Origin of the sequence: Parabacteroides vesiculifaciens (assembly GCF_049860805.1) — a bacterium.
Taxonomy (GTDB): domain Bacteria; phylum Bacteroidota; class Bacteroidia; order Bacteroidales; family Tannerellaceae; genus Parabacteroides.
In genome coordinates this window covers 364,108-381,143 of record NZ_CP187555.1, presented here as the reverse complement: position 1 = coordinate 381,143, position 17,036 = coordinate 364,108, and the positions used below count along the sequence as shown (strand labels likewise).

Here is a 17,036-nt window from a genome sequence, read left to right as displayed (position 1 = left end):
ATTGTTCAATTCATGTGATTCAACTTCTTATTAGTGACCTCCACCCTTTTGTCCGTACGAATTTCCACCTGGACGATGTAAACGCCATCCGGCAAACCGCGATAACAAGAGCGCAGATCTTTCGTTCCTGCAGACAGGTCAACCAACTGTTCGTGCTTCACACACTGCCCAAACAGATTATAAATCCGGACATGTCCTTCAAGTGCATCCGCAGGCATCACGACCGAAAGGTTGTCCTCACGGGCAATCTCAGGCGTTTCGATCCCGGTCGTCACTCCTTTTCTGTTTAACATGACCGGAATTTTAACATTCTTACTGCTGGCCACCATCGCAGCCGACAAAGAAGCCGAAGAGGCTCCGACCGCTGCAATCTCCGTCTCACCCACCGGCAACGTTTCTCCGGTCAAAGAAAGAATCAGCACCCGGAGTCCGCCCGGCGTGTCGCGCATCGTCACCATATAATCGGCAGAAACCAACGATTTGAAATGCGGACTCTTGCAACCTTCCAACAGGAGATCCAACGCCGCAACCGGAACAGTCGTTTGCAAAAGCAATTTTCCGTCCTCCACACGCACGCTGTTCGGACAGTCCATCGTCGATTTCAACAAACCGGCTTTGGCCAACGGCGTTTCCAACACCATATTAACGATCGACACGACATCCTGTACATTGATCGTCCCCTGCTGCTCATCCTCCGTATAGACATCGGCAGCCAATACATTGAACAACAAAGCCGGATCATTATCTTCTTTGTTCAAATCAAGACCGACCGCATACTGAGCCGTCAACAGTGCATCCAGCACATTGATCCGGTTCGTTTCCGAAAACTCGTCCACACAGGCATCTCCAGCTTGCCACTTGACGGAAAAACCTTCAGCCCGGCTATTTTTCGCAGCCCCATCCAGCTGCACCAACACGATCGGTTCGCCGGATTTCAGCCAAAGGTCGACCTCCCCCTGGCCGTTTTTGACCAAATAGCGTTCCTTTACCGGGTCGTATGTAAACAAAACACCATTCTTTCCGGAAGCATTCATCCCTTTAAAATCAGGATAAGCAATGAACGTTTTTTCTTTCGCATCATATCGGCTGATCGCAGGCAAAGCCAGTTCCGGATATTGTACCAGGTCAATCGGTTCAATCCAGATCGCTTGCCCACTCAAGTCAATCTGCTCCATTTTCGTATTCGGAGAGATGGAATCTAACCGGTTTTGTGAGAAATCGGCAACTTTCAGAGCTGACAAATTCGCAAGATCAGGCACATAACCACTCAAATCCGTCCCTTGCATACGAATTTCCTGTAACGTTTTATTCGGTTTGTCTAAACACAAGACTTTCTCCAACTGCCCTCCTATACCGGGATTTTGCGATACATCCAGACGAAGCAGATTAGGAAGCCCGAATACCTCCTGCGGTAATATTCCTTTCAAATTATTATCCGGCAATGTGATTGCCACGACATGGCCGTCTTCATCAAACGAAACACCTTTCCAATAATCATCGTTTGCCACTCTCTCTCCCGTATCCCACTTTTCCGTCCAAGCATCTTTTCCACCGGTCTTTTCATACAACTGGCACAAAACGGTGTATTCTGCCTCCGGAATGTCCGGTATAATACCGTCAATCTTCTCAAATGCAGCACAAACCGGGCTGCTCCACTGCCCTCTTTTATCCTTCACCCGAAAATACAATACATGATCCCCATTTTCTAAATTTTTAAAATCCAAACTCAAAGACAATGCCCCACCCGAGGATTCCACATATTTACGACCGTTAAAATTCTGATCGGTCCAATATTCATACCCCACAATCTCGTTTGGTTCACGTTCTTTCATGTAATAGAAATAATGGACAATGGGGCTGCTCCATTGTCCCCGTTGGTCTTTAAAACGTAGATTCAGAAAGTGCATACCTTCCGACAGGGATGTAATATCCAGTTCTTGCGAAAACACCCCATCGCTCTCCCCTCTTCGACATCCGGCATAATTCGTATCGAACCAATATTCATACGCGGTAACCAAGTTTGGTTCTTGTACTGGGAAATGATAAAAATAATGGACGATCGGACTACTCCACTGTCCCCATTTATCACCAAAACGTACATTTAAAAAGTGCATTCCTTCGGATAAAAAAGAAACATCTATATCCGACAATAATTGTCCGGAACAAGCCCCTTTTTGTTTTCCGTTGTAGTCCGTATCGAACCAATATTCATACACCACCACTTCATTCTTTTCTTTTTCAATGAAGTTATAGAAATATTTTGTAACAGGACTGCTCCATCGACCTTTGGAATCTTTTGCCCGAAAATTGAAAATATGCATCCCTTCGGACAGATGTGCCGTTTCTATGGACAATGCAACTTTTTCATCGGACATTGTAGCCGAAACTTTATTTGGATAATCGGTGTCCAGCCAGTATTCATACGTACTCATCTCTTGTCCCAAAAGAAAAGAAGTCCAGCTACAGATCCATAACAGTATCCATATCTTTTTCATTCTGTATTCTTTTTGGGATCATTAATCGTTTTGAGCTTCAACCGTAATATCGACCTTCAGTTTTCCACCGGAAGTTTTAGTCGCAATATCCCGTTTTGTAATCTGCGGATGGGAAGGAGTTGACAAGAAGGGTTTATATCCGCCATGAATACCGATTTCTTTACCATCGGAACCGGTATATTGGCTTTTTGCTGCTTCTGTCAATTCGTATAAATCGGTATCACTATAGCCTTTATCGGTACCCCAAATTGTTGTTTTATCCGAGTACCAACAATTGCTTAGAGTCAAAACATTTGCAAACATATTGCCTTTCAATGCTAAACAATGTTTTATGATACAGTTTTTATGTAACCTGACATAAGAAATTCCTTCAGTATAGTGTGAACTCAATATACAATTTTCAAAAGTCGCAATAGCATTATAACTAACATCATTAATAAATGTGTTCTGAAATACAATTGAAGAATTTTCATTATTACTCTGCAAGACATTGATAACAGAATTTACAACTGAAAAATTGGTCGACTTATCACCTATATATAAATTATCCGAAATCCTACAATGTTCCAATTGACAACCATCTGTTATGCTATTTGTAAAAGAAACGTCTTTAAATCGACATCTTTTCAATAAAAAATTTTTAACAGGAGTAGAACTTGTCACCCGCAATTCTTTATCAGAATAAATACCCTCCAACAAAAAATTATCTGAGCTACCCTTTGGCAAGTTTATATACAATTCATAGTTCAAAGTCGTCCTATACAATCCATTTTTCGAATCATCCATATAACCGGCTCCTTGTATCCTTAACGCTTTTTCTATTTTTGGAACATTAAACGTTCCGCCAGACAAAGTGATAAGGTCACCAGAATTCGCTTTGCCAACCGCTTCTATAAACGCATCTGCCCCATAAAACACCTGAGTTACTTCTCCGGACTGTAACGTTGCCACCATCAAATCCTGGGCTTTTATCCCCATTACACACACCAACATCAAAATTGAAAGTAGAATCTGTTTCATGATCTATATCTTATATTATTTTTTACTCAATGAAAAGGCTTCTTCCCTTTTAGATAATTTTCAAATATATAAACTCATAATAACTCTCACAATCACTCAGAATTCGATCTGCGGACAAATAAGAGACTTCACAGACAAGCGGTAAAAAACAATGCACAAAAACAAAAGTTTTTAAAATCATCAATAAGTTGGAATCTGTAGGAGAGATAAAAAGAAATAGACAATAACCCACATTTTTTCTATTTCCAATAAAAAAACGAACATTTTCGGATTGACAGTTTGCTTATTGTTCATGTGTTTTTCATTACAAACCTGTAAATGACCTGCTATATTCACGGAAAAAGTCTTACCATTTATCCGTCTTTTCCCAATAATCCTGACATTAAGGAAAAGCCGAACTCCCGGAGAATCGAATATTCGGAAGGATACGGGATATGGTAAGGATATTTGGTTAACAATTGGCGGATATTCCAAGAGGTTCCCGCACTCCTTTTCCATGAAGACGGTCTTCATTTCCATGACGACCGTCTTCGTTGCTCCGGGTTGCCGTCTTCACTCTGTACGAAGACGGTCGTCGTGGAAATGAAGACGGTCATCGTGGAAAAAAACTGCGCAACTCGCCGAAACAGGCCTTTCGAATCCACTTTTTTGCCACAAACCGATCCTCAAAACATTGTTTTCAGGAAACCAAATCCGGCGATTACGAATCATTTTTTACAATAAGCCCCATAGAATACCATACAGGTGCATGGATCTCCGATAAACAGACACGACAATCTCAAATAATCTCCAACAACTCTCTCACTTTCCCGTAATACCGGCGTGAAGCGATCAGTTCGATATCGTCAAAAGGCGGATAGAGGTGGCATTCGAGTGTTTTGTTCTCGATCGAACACAAGTAATCCAGATTGACGATGCAGTTTTGGCTGATTTGGATAAAAGAAACACTCATATTGAGCAGGTCGCGTGCAGAAAGACTCATACGAAGCTTATAATCCGTCCGGTCGGACAGGTAAAGCAGCCAGCAGCGGCTCGCATCCGAGAAACGAAACATCAACACATCGCTACGCTTCAAAAACAACAGGCCGGTCACCGTCTGGATAGCAAACTTGCAATCATCGGCCAAAAGGCGGCGCATGGACTGCTCCATATTAACTTTGCTCCGATAAAATACGCACCTGAAACGTTCGATGACGGCATCCAGCTCCTCCGGCAGATAAGGTTTCAGCAAATAGTCAAAGGCCGATGCACGTAAAGCATCCAAAACGTATTTATCATAAGCGGTATAAAACACGACTCTCATATCAGCATGAACATCGGCACGGATACTCTGCCAAAGATCAAAACCGGACATCTTCGGCATTTCCACATCTAAAAAAAGCAGATCCGGCTGTTGTCGGGTCACGATCTTTCTCGCCTTTTCCACCGAAGTTGTCGTTTCCAAAATCCGTATATCCGAATAGGCACACAAATCATTGCTCAAATTACGGATGGAAGCCGCTTCGTCATCTACAATCACGACTGTAATTTCTTCATTCATAAATCAAATGTATAATCTAATGGTACAACAAGAGAAACCAAAGTACCGTGACCTCCCGGTTCAAGCAGGCTGCGGTCTTGTATAATAAAGTTCATTTTATTCTTATTCCGGCTGTTCAGGATATCGATGGTCTGGCACAGAATTTTCAGTCCGTAGCCTGTACCCTGTTCCTCCTGGCCGTTTTGAGTATCTGTAGCGAAACCGATGCCATTATCTTCGATCGTAATAAAAAGGCAATCCTGCTTTTCAACGACACGAATATGTATGCAAGCCTCTTCGTCTTCCGGATCAAAGGCATATTTCACTGCATTCTCTACCGGTATCTGGACAGACATCGAAGGAATCCGCCAAGTATCCGGTATCTCCGGCGGTAATTCCCAAATCATCCGAATCCGGCCAGGATCACCCAGCAAACGCAGTTGCAGGTATTCTCTCACCAATTGTATTTCATCCTTCAAGGGTACTGCAACCTGTTCTGAAAAAAACAGATTTCCCCTCAATACTTTTATCAGTAAACGAATCGGCTTATCCAACCCGTCATATTGCCGGAAAGCCGGCAATATGATATTTAATGCATTAAATATCATATTGCCGGAAAGCCGGCAATATGATATTTAATGCATTAAATATGAAATGAGGAGAAATACGGTTTCGTACAACAGCCATACGCAAACGGTTCACAGTTGCCATCTGTATCCAATATTGTTTTTCACGTTTCCGCCGTCTATACAGAATCCAGCATAAAGAAGCCGACAAGAACAGAAGCAGCAACAATACACAATAATACGCAATCGTTTTCCACCGGGCCATTTCATCCCGTGCATTGATCAATTGTATATCCATTTTCAATAAAGTCGTATCCTGCCTGTACCTGAAATCAATTTCCGCCAGGTTATTTTTCACCTTCACACTGCGTAACGAGTCATTGAACATATCTGCTTTTACCTTGAACTCATAGGCTTTCCGATAATCCTTCTTCTTACGATACAATTCTTCCATCCTGCGGTTATTATAATAGGTATATAGCGGATTTACCTGATTCAAGTCATGCGTATGTGAGAGCAACTGCTCTGCCCTCGGAAGATTGTTTTCCAGCAAAGCCAATGAAACATACAGCCCATCCATATAGTAACGGAAAGAAGGTTGTTCATAAGCCTTTCCAAATAGCCGGCGAGCATCGTCAAGATAGAAACGGGCCGAATCCGGTTGTCTGCTCAAGATAAATATTTCCCCCAGATTTCCCCGGACAATTGCCTTATAAAGAGGCTGAGGGAAAGCATCCGTAATCCGGTCCGCCTTCCGGAACCAGTCAAGGGCTTTTTCATATTCTTTTGTGTTATAATAATAATTTCCACGGGTATTGGAAAAGAAATAGCGTTCATAAGGAGTACACAAATGGTCTATTTGCTCGGCCTTCACAAAATATTCATTCGCTTCCGGGAAATTTTCCAATTCCAAATAAAGTTTGGCCAATCCCGAATAGATGGCAAAATAATCCCGATAGCCAATACCTAAAGAGTCTGCAACAAAAAGAGCTCTCCGATAGTAAAAACCACACCAAGAATAATCTCCCTTCTGAAGATAAGAATCCGCCAGGTTCATATAGACAGAAGTAAGCACACCCCTCTTTCGAGTCGTTTGCAAAATATCGACGGCCGACTTCAATACCGAAATAGCAGAATCCCGCTCACCCTGTTCCTGCCAATAAACTCCTTGATTATTGAGTGCTTCAGCCAAAAGTGCACGGCTACGGTCAAGAGAAGCATGGTCCGTGCAATAACGGATCACCTCTCTGTTCGTACGAAAAGCATCTTCCATCCGGTTCAAATAATAATAGCACTTGGACTCGTACGACAACAAGATATAAAAACATAAGCTATCCCGCATCAGCAAACGCTTTCCGGAAAAAACATCTATCACCTTTTGTGGAACTTCCGCCATCGAATCCTGATAAACAGCCAATATGGAATCTGTCAAAAGCATTTCCTCATCCGGTTCTCCGGATGGTCTATAAGAACAACTGTCCGACAATCCTAAAACGATTAATCCGATCAGAAAAATTTTCAGTATATTTACAATCATCAGTCATCTATCTTAAAAATATCTTAAAGAAACTATTTTTCAGGGAAACTGACAAATAAAAAAGGAGCAATAACCCGACAAAACATCAATTATAAAGATAAGTGGTATTATTTCATGTTTTTCTGAAATTCTTTCCGGCTTGTACGGATAGCGATACCTTGTCGGTAGCCGTAAATAAGAATAATTATGATTTTTATGAATACGGACAACCTTGAAGACAAAAGAATTGTTTCTATCGAGACGGAGTTCGATCGGGAACCCGCCACGAATAGTAACAATAAAAAAACAACAAGTCATGAAAACTAAATTATCCGTCTTGCTATTGTGCTTATGTAGCCTCACACTTTTCGCCTCATGCAGCAACAACCGGCAAAACCAAAAAGCGCCTGCCGAAAATATCGCAACTCCTATCCGGAACTTCCTAAAACAAAAGTATCCGGCCGCAACAATCCTGAAATCCGAAAAGGAGACTAACGGGACAGAAGTAGATATACAAGAAAAGAATATACACAAAGAAGTATGGTTCGACACGAAGGAGCAATGGGTTTCCACTCATTGGGATATCAGCGCGCAGGACGTTCCTGTGGCCGTTATGGATGCTTTACAGAGTTCAGCTTACAACCAATATAAAGTAGAAGACATCACGGTAATCGAACGGCCGGACGGTCTGTTCTATGATTTCGAATTAAAACAGGATAACAACGAAGTGCACGTCGTACTCGACTCCAAAGCACAGATCGTAACCCAAAGTTCGAAGCTTGCCCCTGGATATGACTGGTAAATTTACAGATGGTTACTTGAAGTGGAACTTTTCCCAGGTATAAACTTTAGGTTCATTCTTTAAGAAAGGTTCCACCCTTTTGCGTTCGGCTTCCGACAGGCTTTGAGGTGTCGTATATTCCTCCGTCAGCATCTGGTTATCAGGGCTGAGCGAATACTTCCGCAAGTCCATATCCAAACGGGTGGTTGCTTCGATAAAGGCAATGCGGCTTTTGTCTGCATCGTCTTTGATAAACCATTCTGCCGAAACCGGGGTATACAAATCGGCAGCATCCAACGGTTTCCAGTCTGTCGTAAAAAACTCGACCTGGCTGTCGGGAACAGGACCATACACGGTCGTGATCATGCAAACGACATAGGTATTGTTGACTAATGGAAGGAGCTTCATCTCTACCGTGCTGCGATCCGTCACCTGCAACAACAGATAATCGTCCGTCAACTTCTTCAGTGTGGAAAAACCGTTCATGGTATTTTTCAGCTTCGCTTCCTTTCCTGAATTATATAAGTCTATCAAATCTTTACGCCAAGCATTTTCCAGTTGGGGAACATATTGATCGGGCATGGCGACAAAGACAGCATCCATCTCCTGCGCCTTCATTCCCCACACAAATACACAAAGCAATATAGAAAGAAATAATCGTTTCATATCTTCATTTACAATTTACCTCTACAAAAGTAATAGAATATGTTTTAGCGCGTACCGAGATACAGGAATATCATTCCTAATAATACTAAAAACAGATCGATCGCCTTACTTTTCAGGTTCTTTTCATGGAAGAACAAAGCTCCGGCAATGAAAGTCACCAACACATTGCTGCGGCGCACCATCGAAACGATGGAGATCATCGAACCGGGGATAGTCAGGGCATAAAAGTAAATCCAGTCTGCCAAGCAGAGGAAAACGGAGATGAAGATGATATTCCAGTGCCAGACAAACGGCGTCGTGCTTTTCCGGCGCGGATACCAGAGAAACAGCAGGATCGGCAACATCATCAGGCATTGATAGACATTGAACCAGACCTGTACCGTCATCACATCCAGGCTTCCCATCAGGTGCTTGTCATACAAGCCGCTTGCCGCTCCGGTAAGGATCGACAAGACGGTAAAGAATATCCACTTATTATGTGTAAAACGGATTCCCTCTTTTCTTCCGGATGAAGAAAGGAGATAAAAAGAGGCAATAGAAAGAATGACTCCGACCCATTGGTACAAGTTCAGCCGTTCACCAAAAATCAGCATGGCTCCCACCAACGTCACAACCGGCTGCGTCGCTTTGATAGGTCCGGTAATAGTCAGCGGCAAATGCTTCAGGGCAAAGTAACCGAATATCCAGGACGACAGCACGATCACCGCTTTGATAAACACGGCTACATGCGTTTCGAACGAAACACGCGGCACATACAACATCGTCCCGTCGAGTACATCCGTACAAAAGGAAAGAAGAATGAAAGGGACAAAGATAAGACTGCTTATCAATGTATTGAAAAACAAAACCGGAATAACGGCATTGCCATCCAACGATATCTTTTTGTTTACTTCATAACAACCTAACAGGAAGGCTGACATAAATGCTAATCCAATCCACATGGGAATTAAAAATTAAGAATTTAAAAATTAAAGGAAAATACTTTCGGGGTAGGTGACATCGAACAGATAGAGAGCGTGTCCGGGAGCGGATGTACCGGCACAGCCACGATCTTTGGCTTCGATCACCTGACGGAAACCGTCAACCGTCAGTTTTCCTCTGCCCACTTCGAGTAACGTACCGACAATGGCACGTACCATGTTACGCAGGAAACGGTCCGCCTGTATGGTAAAAACCCAGACATCGCCTTCCTTCTCCCAGCCGGCCTTATAGATACGGCAATTGTTCGTCTTCACATCCGTATGCAATTTGCTGAAACTGGTAAAATCGATATAGTCGAACAGCACCGGACAGGCGTTGTTCATCGCCTCGAAATCGAGTTTTCCCGGAATCCTATAGACCAGTTCGTAGTTGAACGGGTCTTTTTGTGTTGTGACATAATATTTATAGGTACGGGAAGTAGCATCAAAACGGGCATGCGCATCCGAACGCACCGGAACGATCCGATAGACCGCAATATCCTTGGGAAGCAAGCGGTTCAGCTTCTCCACCAGAAAGGCAAGGTCGGCAATCGGTTCCTGCCAGTCGAAATGGGCTACCATCATGCGGGCATGCACACCGGCATCCGTCCGCCCGGCTCCTACGATGGGGACGGGCTGGCGCAACAGGGTGGTCAGGGCCTCTTCGATGGATTGTTGTACTGTGATTCCATTCGGCTGTATCTGCCAGCCGCAAAACTGTTTGCCGTTATAACCTAAATATATAAAGTATCTGTTCACGTCGGGATGTCTTGCTTCTGTTTGATTTCGGATGCAAAGGTAACAGAAATCTTGCCAGGGGATTGCCTATGCGGACAGAAAAGTGTAATTTTGCACACATAAATCTTCACAACAAAACTATTTGACATGTTTGAAACATTGCTTCAATCGTCTTATTTCGCCTTGTTCCTGATTATCGCCTTAGGGTTCATGTTGGGCAGAATACAGATCAAAGGGCTTTCTCTCGATGTATCGGCCGTTATCTTTATTGCACTCCTGTTCGGGCATTTCGGTGTGATCATTCCTAAAGAACTGGGGAATTTCGGTTTGGTATTGTTCATTTTCACCATCGGCATACAAGCGGGGCCGGGGTTCTTCGACTCCTTCCGCTCGAAGGGGAAAACGCTGATCATACTGACGCTGCTGATCGTCGGCTCCGCCAGCCTCACCGGTCTGGTACTTAAATATGTGATGGGAATCGACACGCCGAGCCTCGTGGGCCTGATCGCCGGGGCGCTGACCAGTACGCCGGGGCTTGCCGTCGCGATAGACAGCACGCATTCGTCCGCCGCCTCCATAGCCTACGGTATCGCCTATCCGTTCGGGGTGATCGGGGTGATCCTTTTCATCAAGTTGCTGCCCAAGCTGCTGCGCAAGGATCTCGTCGCCGAAGCCAAGGCGCTCGAAGCACAGCGGAAAGGGAAATATCCCCCGTTGCACACAGCTACTTTCCGCATCACCAACGCGCATATATTCGGGAAGACGCTGGCGCAGTTGCAACTCCGTTCCATGACCGGCGCCGTTGTCTCGCGCGTGAAGCATAAAGACCGGACAAGCATACCGGTGGCACAGACGATCCTGCATGAAGGGGATATGATAAAGGCCGTCGGCAACGACAAGTCGCTGGAACAAATGGCGCTGCTTGTCGGCGAACGCGTAGAGAACGATCTTCCTTTCGGCAGCACACAAGAATTACAGTCGCTGTTAGTGACGAACAAGGAGGTCATCAATAAAAGCCTGGGCTACCTGAACCTGCAAAGCACGTTCAACTGTACCGTCACCCGCGTACGCCGAAGCGGGATCGACCTCTCGCCCGAGCCGGACTTATTGCTGAAATTCGGTGACAAGCTGATGGTCGCCGGAGAAAAAGAGGATATCAAGGAATTGGGGCAGGTGTTCGGGAATGACGAGAAGAAGCTATCCGACACGGACTTTTTCCCGATTGCGGCCGGTATCGTCCTCGGCGTACTGTTCGGTAAACTGAATATTTCGTTTTCGGACTCGTTCTCTTTCTCGCCGGGGCTGACAGGAGGCATACTGATTGTCGCGCTGATCCTGAGCGCGATCGGTAAGACGGGGCCGATCGTCTGGTCTATGTCAGGCTCCGCCAACCAGTTGCTCCGCCAGATCGGCCTGCTGCTGTTCCTCGCCGAGGTCGGGACGTCTGCCGGCGTCAACCTGGTATCGACTTTCCAGGAAAGCGGCTGGACGCTGTTCGGGATCGGCATGGCGATCACAATCGTGCCGATGGTCGTGGCTGTCCTGTTCGGCCATTTCGTCTTCAAGATACATATCCTGGACCTGATCGGGACGATTGCCGGAGGAATGACCAGCACACCGGGACTTGCCGCCGCCGACTCGATGAGCGACAGCTCCGCTCCCAGCATCGCCTACGCGACAGTCTATCCGATTGCGATGGTGTTCCTGATCCTCTTCATCCAATTTATCGCGGCATTGGTGGTGTAAGGAGCCGTTTTCTCATATTCTGTATTGGAAACATTGCCAATTATAATATTTTCTATATATTTGTGACTATTAACAATATCACAAATCGCCATGCAAACAAACCAACAGTTTGACCTCGCCTTCAACTTATTGCAGAATACCGGAACCAACCTCTTTCTGACAGGGAAAGCCGGAACAGGCAAAACGACCTTTTTGAAAAGGCTTAAAGAGGTTTCTCCTAAACGAATGATCGTTGTGGCGCCGACCGGAGTAGCTGCTATTAACGCAGGGGGCGTCACAATCCATTCCTTTTTCCAATTACCGTTCGGTCCTTATATTCCGTCTTCACCGGAATACCAGGGACGCAAAACGGATTTCAAGAACCAGTTCCGCAAGGACAAGATCAATATCATTCGCAGCATGGACCTGCTGGTGATCGACGAGGTCAGCATGGTGCGTGCCGACCTGCTGGACGCCATCAGCGATGTCTTGCGCCGCTATAAGGACCGCAACAAACCTTTCGGCGGCGTACAGCTTCTGCTTATCGGGGACTTGCAGCAATTAGCGCCTGTCGCCAAAGACGATGAGTGGAATTTGCTGAAAGAGCACTATCCGTCCGCTTTCTTTTTCGACAGCAAGGCCCTATCGGAAAGTAATTATTTCTGCATCGAGCTGACGCACGTCTACCGCCAGAGCGACACGAACTTCATCAGCCTGCTGAACAACATCCGCGAAAACCGTTTCGACGACGACACTTTGCAACAGCTGAACCAACGCTACATCCCCAACTTCCGGCCGGACGAGCATTCGGGCTACATAACGCTCACGACGCACAACTACCAGGCGCAGCAGATCAATAACCGGAAACTGGCGGAACTCCCCGGACAGGCTTATAGCTTTTCCGCCGAAATCAATAACGACTTCCCGGAATATTCTTATCCGACCGACGACAAGCTGACCTTGAAATGCGGCGCACAAGTCATGTTCGTCAAGAACGATTCATCCTCCGAAAAACGGTATTACAACGGGAAGATCGGGAAGATCGTATTTATCAATCCCAACAAAATAACCGTGGTCGACCAGGAGGGAAACGAAATCATCGTCGAGAAGGAAACCTGGAATAACGTAAAATATGCAATCGACCCCGAAACACAAGAAATCACCGAAACGATTTCCGGCACATTCAGCCAGTATCCGTTAAAAACAGCTTGGGCTATCACCATTCATAAAAGCCAAGGCTTGACCTTCGAACATGCCATCATCGATGCTTCGGCCGCTTTCTCGCATGGACAAGTGTATGTCGCACTGAGCCGTTGCAAGACATTGGAAGGGCTTGTGCTGAGCAGCCCGATTACCCGCAATGCCATGATCAACGATTACCGGATACAGGAATTCACCTCTTCGGTCGGCAACCGCCAACCGGGTGAAGAGCAAATGCAGGCAGCACAACAGCTGTATTTCATGGAACTGATCTGCGAACTTTTCGATTTCAACAACCTGCAACAGCGCATACAATACGCCGCATTTGTCGTGTACGGAAACCTGCAAAAACTATTTCCAGAGCTAAGCGTGCAATACTCTAACACCCGCGATGCATTCCGATCCACGGTCACGGATGTCGGAGAACGTTTCATCCAGCAACTGAAACGGATGATAACCGGAAACCCTGATTATCTCAAAGATGAAATGATACAGGAACGCGTCCGGAAAGGCGTCTCTTATTTTCTGGAACAGATAGACCGCCTTTGTACTCCTTTGCAGGAAGCGTCGGATGTGGAAATCGATAATAAAGAGACTCGTAAAACGGTCAAGAGCGCTTTGGACAAGTGGGACGAAGACCTCCGCATCAAACTGGCCGCCTTAGAAGGTTGCAAAGACCAATTCACGATATCCGGTTATTTGTCAGCAAAAGCAAAGGCCAGCATCGAACAGACGCAAACGCCAACCCGCAAGCGGACCGAGAAATCTGCCAAACAGGAGAAAGAAGTAATTTCGACCGACATCAAATATCCGGAATTATACGCCAGCCTGAAACATTGGCGTTATGAGCTGGCAACCGAAAAAGGCCTTCCTCCCTACACGATCTTGCAACAAAAAGCGCTGATCGGTGTAGTCAACACGTTACCCGTCAGCGGACGCGATCTCCTCAGAATCCCCGGCATCGGGAAAAAAATCGTTGAAAACTATGGCGCAAAGCTATTGGAAATAGTAGACGAATACAAAAGAAGCAAGCAATAAAAAAAGACTCATAGTATGGGCCATCCCAAGAGAGCCGCTTTGCGGCTCTACTTCCGGCCCCACTATTTTTTCAACTCGAACCCCATCATCATCCCATCATACTGGCTTGCCAGCTTATTGAGCGTCTGCAAAGTCGTATTCTTGGAAACGGCGGAAAGTTTCGTCAGGAAATCCAGCAATTTATCCGCATTGAAAAGCAGGGACAGTTGATCGTTAGTAACAACGACATGCGCCGTCATCGTCGTCAGTTTCGACTTGCCTATCTTGCCATAATGCAGTTCCATCGTCTTATCGTCTGGATTGAACGAATAAGTCCCCTTCAAAGTACGGCCTTTCAGGACACTCGTGAAGGTGCTGTCGGTATTGAATGTATAGTTGAACGCCCCTTCGATGATCCCGACTTTCGCACAATATTCCTTCAACTTCTTTTCCATCTCGGAAGAGGCCACGCTTGCCGCCACATTCTTCAAAGCATTGTCGCCTTCCAACTGGATGGCAGGATTCACATATGTCCAAGTGCCGGCCAGGTTTTCAACCGTCAGCTTTTTGCCTCCGGTCACGGCAGTTACGGCATCTTTCACGGCAGCAGAATTCAAGATATCTTTAATCGATTGTCCATACGCTGCATCCGATACGGACAATATGCCACAAACGGCAACCCCCAAAATCCAATTTTTTTTCATTTTCATCTATTCTTACTCATGTTTATAGTACGCAAAGATACGAATATTATCCCTACATTTGTATCCGGACGATTATTCCAACGCTTGGATATTCCAATATACATTAAATAGAACAACTATGGTGAAACTAACTAAACACATCTGCCTTATGCTCGTTTGTACACTCGCTTGTTTAAGCGGCCGCGCAGAGATCAGCCCGACTGTCGTCCAATCGACAATCCAGTCACTTATCGCAAAAGACAGCCACAACAAGGCTGCCATCGAAAAAGGAGTCCGTCAAGCCGCCCGCCTCTGGCAGGATTCCGACGGGAGCGCAGAAGAGTTCAAAGCCTTCTGCGAAAAAAACTACATCACCGATCCTGCCGAGAAGGAGCAGGTTTTTCTGAAAATCAGCGAGTACATGGAAGGCATCAGCGGCTACTTCAACGAGATGTCCCTCCGCCTGACAAAGAACCTGAACCAGCCGACCGGCCCGCTCCACACGATCGACGAGATGTTCGGCTCGTACAGTCCGGGGACGCATCTGCAAGACGACTTCTTCCAAAACAAGATTGCTTTCACCGTCATGCTGAACTTCCCGCATTATACGCTGGAAGAAAAAGGCAAGTTGGGTGCGGACCGCAAAGCATGGGCGTATGTGCGCCTGGGCGACCTGTTTACCGAACGAATCCCGGCAAGCGCCTTGCAAGCCGCCGGGAATGCAGAGAGCGACGCCGACATCTATATCTCGGACTACAATATTTATATGGGGCAGGTCGGGAACAAAAAAGGCGGACATTTGTTTCCTAAAGACATGATCCTGCTTTCGCATTGGAACCTGCGCGACGAGATCAAAGCCAACTACAACAAAGGGAAAGAGGGCCTCGACAAACAGCGCACGGTGTACGAAGTGATGAAACGGATCATTGCACAGGACATTCCGGTCGAAGTCATCAACTCAGGCCAATACGAATGGAACCCGTACAAGAACGAGATCAGCTTAGACGGCAAGCTGGTGCAGGGAACACCCGAATCGACCATCCGCTACCAGAAGATGCTGAATAACTTCAAGGCGATGCAGGAAATAGACAAGTACACGGGAAATACCTACATCGACCGGAAGTTCTCGGAAGAGATGGAAGTCTCGCCGGACGACGTGGAAAAGCTTTTCGACGAATTCCTTTCCGCCCCGGAACTGAAAACCGCCGGCAAGATGATTGCCAAACGCCTCGGCCGCAAGCTCGAAGCCTACGACATCTGGTATGACGGCTTCAAGGCGCGGAGCAATCTGGACGAAACGATGCTGGACGAAAAGACACGGGCGCTCTATCCCGATGCGGAAGCATTGGATAAAGACCTGCCGAACATCCTCGTCAAAGCCGGATTCACCCCTGAACGCGCCCGGTACCTGGCCGACAAGATCACGGTCGATGCCGCCCGCGGTTCCGGCCATGCCTGGGGAACAGCTATGAAGGGACAGCAGTCGCACCTGCGCACCCGCATACCGGAAACCGGGATGGATTATAAGGGCTACAACATTGCCATCCACGAATTCGGGCACAATGTGGAACAGACTTTGTCCATGTACGATGTGGATTATTATATGTTGAACGGCGTCCCCAACACGGCTTTTACCGAAGCCCTGGCATTCGTCTTCCAGAAACGCGACCTGGAACTGTTGGGCATCGAGGACAACAATCCCGACAAAAAGGCTATGGATGTTCTGGACAAGATATGGACGATGTACGAAATATGCGGTGTCTCCATGTTGGACATCTCCGTCTGGAAATGGATGTATGCACATCCCGACGCCACGGCCGGAGAGCTGAAAGAAGCAACGATCTCCTTGTCAAAAGAGATCTGGAATAAATATTACGCCCCCGTTTTCGGCGTGAAAGACGAAACAGTTCTGGCTATCTACTCGCACATGATCAGCTATCCGCTGTACCTGTCGGCCTATGCCTTCGGACAGATCATCGAGTTCCAGCTCGACCAGTACCTCGAAGGAAAAGATTTCGCGACCGAAGTCGAACGCATCTTCCGCCAGGGACGCCTGACGCCCAACGAGTGGATGCAGGAAGCCACCGGCAGCCCGCTGACAGTCGAACCGATGCTGGAAGCCGTACGGGAAGTGATCAACTAAAGCAAAAC

The 17,036-nt window shown here is 46.3% G+C and carries 13 protein-coding genes; 4 read left to right on the top strand and 9 right to left on the bottom strand.

The features are described 5' to 3' along the window. Positions 1-5 precede the first annotated feature (5 nt). The 5 genes from ACPYIV_RS01570 to ACPYIV_RS01550 all read right to left on the bottom strand — a co-directional run bounded on the left by ACPYIV_RS01570 (position 6) and on the right by ACPYIV_RS01550 (position 7,137). Positions 6-2,495, bottom strand: a complete 2,490-nt coding sequence (locus tag ACPYIV_RS01570; RefSeq protein ID WP_425885183.1) for a hypothetical protein — start codon at positions 2,493-2,495, stop codon at positions 6-8. Between the two features lie 21 nt (positions 2,496-2,516). Continuing rightward, the gene (locus tag ACPYIV_RS01565; protein WP_425885181.1) at positions 2,517-3,515 is read right to left on the bottom strand and encodes a hypothetical protein; all 999 of its coding nucleotides are present in this window, start codon (positions 3,513-3,515) and stop codon (positions 2,517-2,519) included. 778 nt (positions 3,516-4,293) lie between these two features. Continuing rightward, positions 4,294-5,055 (bottom strand): LytR/AlgR family response regulator transcription factor, encoded by a 762-nt coding sequence (locus ACPYIV_RS01560; RefSeq protein WP_293733597.1) that lies wholly within the window; start codon positions 5,053-5,055, stop codon positions 4,294-4,296. Further along, on the bottom strand, positions 5,052-5,642 hold the full coding sequence (locus tag ACPYIV_RS01555) for an ATP-binding protein (RefSeq protein WP_425885179.1): 591 nt from the start codon (positions 5,640-5,642) through the stop codon (positions 5,052-5,054). The genes ACPYIV_RS01560 and ACPYIV_RS01555 overlap by 4 nt, the downstream gene beginning before the upstream one ends. Next, positions 5,632-7,137, bottom strand: coding sequence for a hypothetical protein (locus tag ACPYIV_RS01550; RefSeq protein ID WP_425885177.1), 1,506 nt, complete (start codon positions 7,135-7,137; stop codon positions 5,632-5,634). The genes ACPYIV_RS01555 and ACPYIV_RS01550 overlap by 11 nt, the downstream gene beginning before the upstream one ends. Positions 7,138-7,432: 295 nt before the next feature. Here ACPYIV_RS01550 and ACPYIV_RS01545 point away from each other — a divergent pair, with 295 nt between their 5' ends. Next, on the top strand, positions 7,433-7,918 hold the full coding sequence (locus ACPYIV_RS01545; RefSeq protein ID WP_293733599.1) for a PepSY-like domain-containing protein: 486 nt from the start codon (positions 7,433-7,435) through the stop codon (positions 7,916-7,918). Positions 7,919-7,930: 12 nt separating this feature from the next. On the opposite strand, the gene ACPYIV_RS01540 is transcribed toward ACPYIV_RS01545, so the two are convergent. From ACPYIV_RS01540 to truA, 3 genes are read right to left on the bottom strand one after another with little or no spacing between them, the layout of a single operon-like run. Continuing rightward, a complete protein-coding gene (locus ACPYIV_RS01540) occupies positions 7,931-8,563 on the bottom strand; it encodes a DUF3256 family protein (protein WP_293733600.1) in 633 nt (210 codons plus the stop codon). A gap of 44 nt (positions 8,564-8,607) precedes the next feature. Beyond that, a complete protein-coding gene (locus tag ACPYIV_RS01535; protein WP_301704299.1) occupies positions 8,608-9,504 on the bottom strand; it encodes a DMT family transporter in 897 nt (298 codons plus the stop codon). Positions 9,505-9,531: 27 nt separating this feature from the next. Then, positions 9,532-10,281, bottom strand: a complete 750-nt coding sequence (gene truA / locus ACPYIV_RS01530; RefSeq protein WP_425885174.1) for a tRNA pseudouridine(38-40) synthase TruA — start codon at positions 10,279-10,281, stop codon at positions 9,532-9,534. Between the two features lie 126 nt (positions 10,282-10,407). Between truA and ACPYIV_RS01525 the strand changes: the two genes are divergently transcribed. Together ACPYIV_RS01525 and ACPYIV_RS01520 are read left to right on the top strand one after the other, a co-directional pair. Next, positions 10,408-12,006: an aspartate:alanine exchanger family transporter gene (locus ACPYIV_RS01525; protein WP_293733603.1), complete on the top strand. Its 1,599-nt coding sequence runs from the start codon at positions 10,408-10,410 to the stop codon at positions 12,004-12,006. Between the two features lie 90 nt (positions 12,007-12,096). Continuing rightward, positions 12,097-14,223: an HRDC domain-containing protein gene (locus ACPYIV_RS01520; protein ID WP_293739013.1), complete on the top strand. Its 2,127-nt coding sequence runs from the start codon at positions 12,097-12,099 to the stop codon at positions 14,221-14,223. A 62-nt stretch (positions 14,224-14,285) separates the two neighbouring features. On the opposite strand, the gene ACPYIV_RS01515 is transcribed toward ACPYIV_RS01520, so the two are convergent. Further along, positions 14,286-14,906 (bottom strand): DUF4923 family protein, encoded by a 621-nt coding sequence (locus tag ACPYIV_RS01515; RefSeq protein ID WP_293733605.1) that lies wholly within the window; start codon positions 14,904-14,906, stop codon positions 14,286-14,288. 148 nt (positions 14,907-15,054) lie between these two features. Between ACPYIV_RS01515 and ACPYIV_RS01510 the strand changes: the two genes are divergently transcribed. Then, complete coding sequence (locus ACPYIV_RS01510; RefSeq protein ID WP_425886485.1) at positions 15,055-17,028, top strand: hypothetical protein; 1,974 nt, start codon at positions 15,055-15,057, stop codon at positions 17,026-17,028. The last annotated feature ends 8 nt before the right edge of the window (positions 17,029-17,036 follow it).

Coding starts and splice junctions, on each gene's coding strand:
- ACPYIV_RS01570 (WP_425885183.1), bottom strand. CDS start 2,495: ATGAAAAAGATATGGATACTGTTATGGATCTGTAGCTGGACTTCTTTT.
- ACPYIV_RS01565 (WP_425885181.1), bottom strand. CDS start 3,515: ATGAAACAGATTCTACTTTCAATTTTGATGTTGGTGTGTGTAATGGGG.
- ACPYIV_RS01560 (WP_293733597.1), bottom strand. CDS start 5,055: ATGAATGAAGAAATTACAGTCGTGATTGTAGATGACGAAGCGGCTTCC.
- ACPYIV_RS01555 (WP_425885179.1), bottom strand. CDS start 5,642: ATGATATTTAATGCATTAAATATCATATTGCCGGCTTTCCGGCAATAT.
- ACPYIV_RS01550 (WP_425885177.1), bottom strand. CDS start 7,137: ATGATTGTAAATATACTGAAAATTTTTCTGATCGGATTAATCGTTTTA.
- ACPYIV_RS01545 (WP_293733599.1), top strand. CDS start 7,433: ATGAAAACTAAATTATCCGTCTTGCTATTGTGCTTATGTAGCCTCACA.
- ACPYIV_RS01540 (WP_293733600.1), bottom strand. CDS start 8,563: ATGAAACGATTATTTCTTTCTATATTGCTTTGTGTATTTGTGTGGGGA.
- ACPYIV_RS01535 (WP_301704299.1), bottom strand. CDS start 9,504: ATGTGGATTGGATTAGCATTTATGTCAGCCTTCCTGTTAGGTTGTTAT.
- ACPYIV_RS01525 (WP_293733603.1), top strand. CDS start 10,408: ATGTTTGAAACATTGCTTCAATCGTCTTATTTCGCCTTGTTCCTGATT.
- ACPYIV_RS01520 (WP_293739013.1), top strand. CDS start 12,097: ATGCAAACAAACCAACAGTTTGACCTCGCCTTCAACTTATTGCAGAAT.
- ACPYIV_RS01515 (WP_293733605.1), bottom strand. CDS start 14,906: ATGAAAAAAAATTGGATTTTGGGGGTTGCCGTTTGTGGCATATTGTCC.
- ACPYIV_RS01510 (WP_425886485.1), top strand. CDS start 15,055: ATGCTCGTTTGTACACTCGCTTGTTTAAGCGGCCGCGCAGAGATCAGC.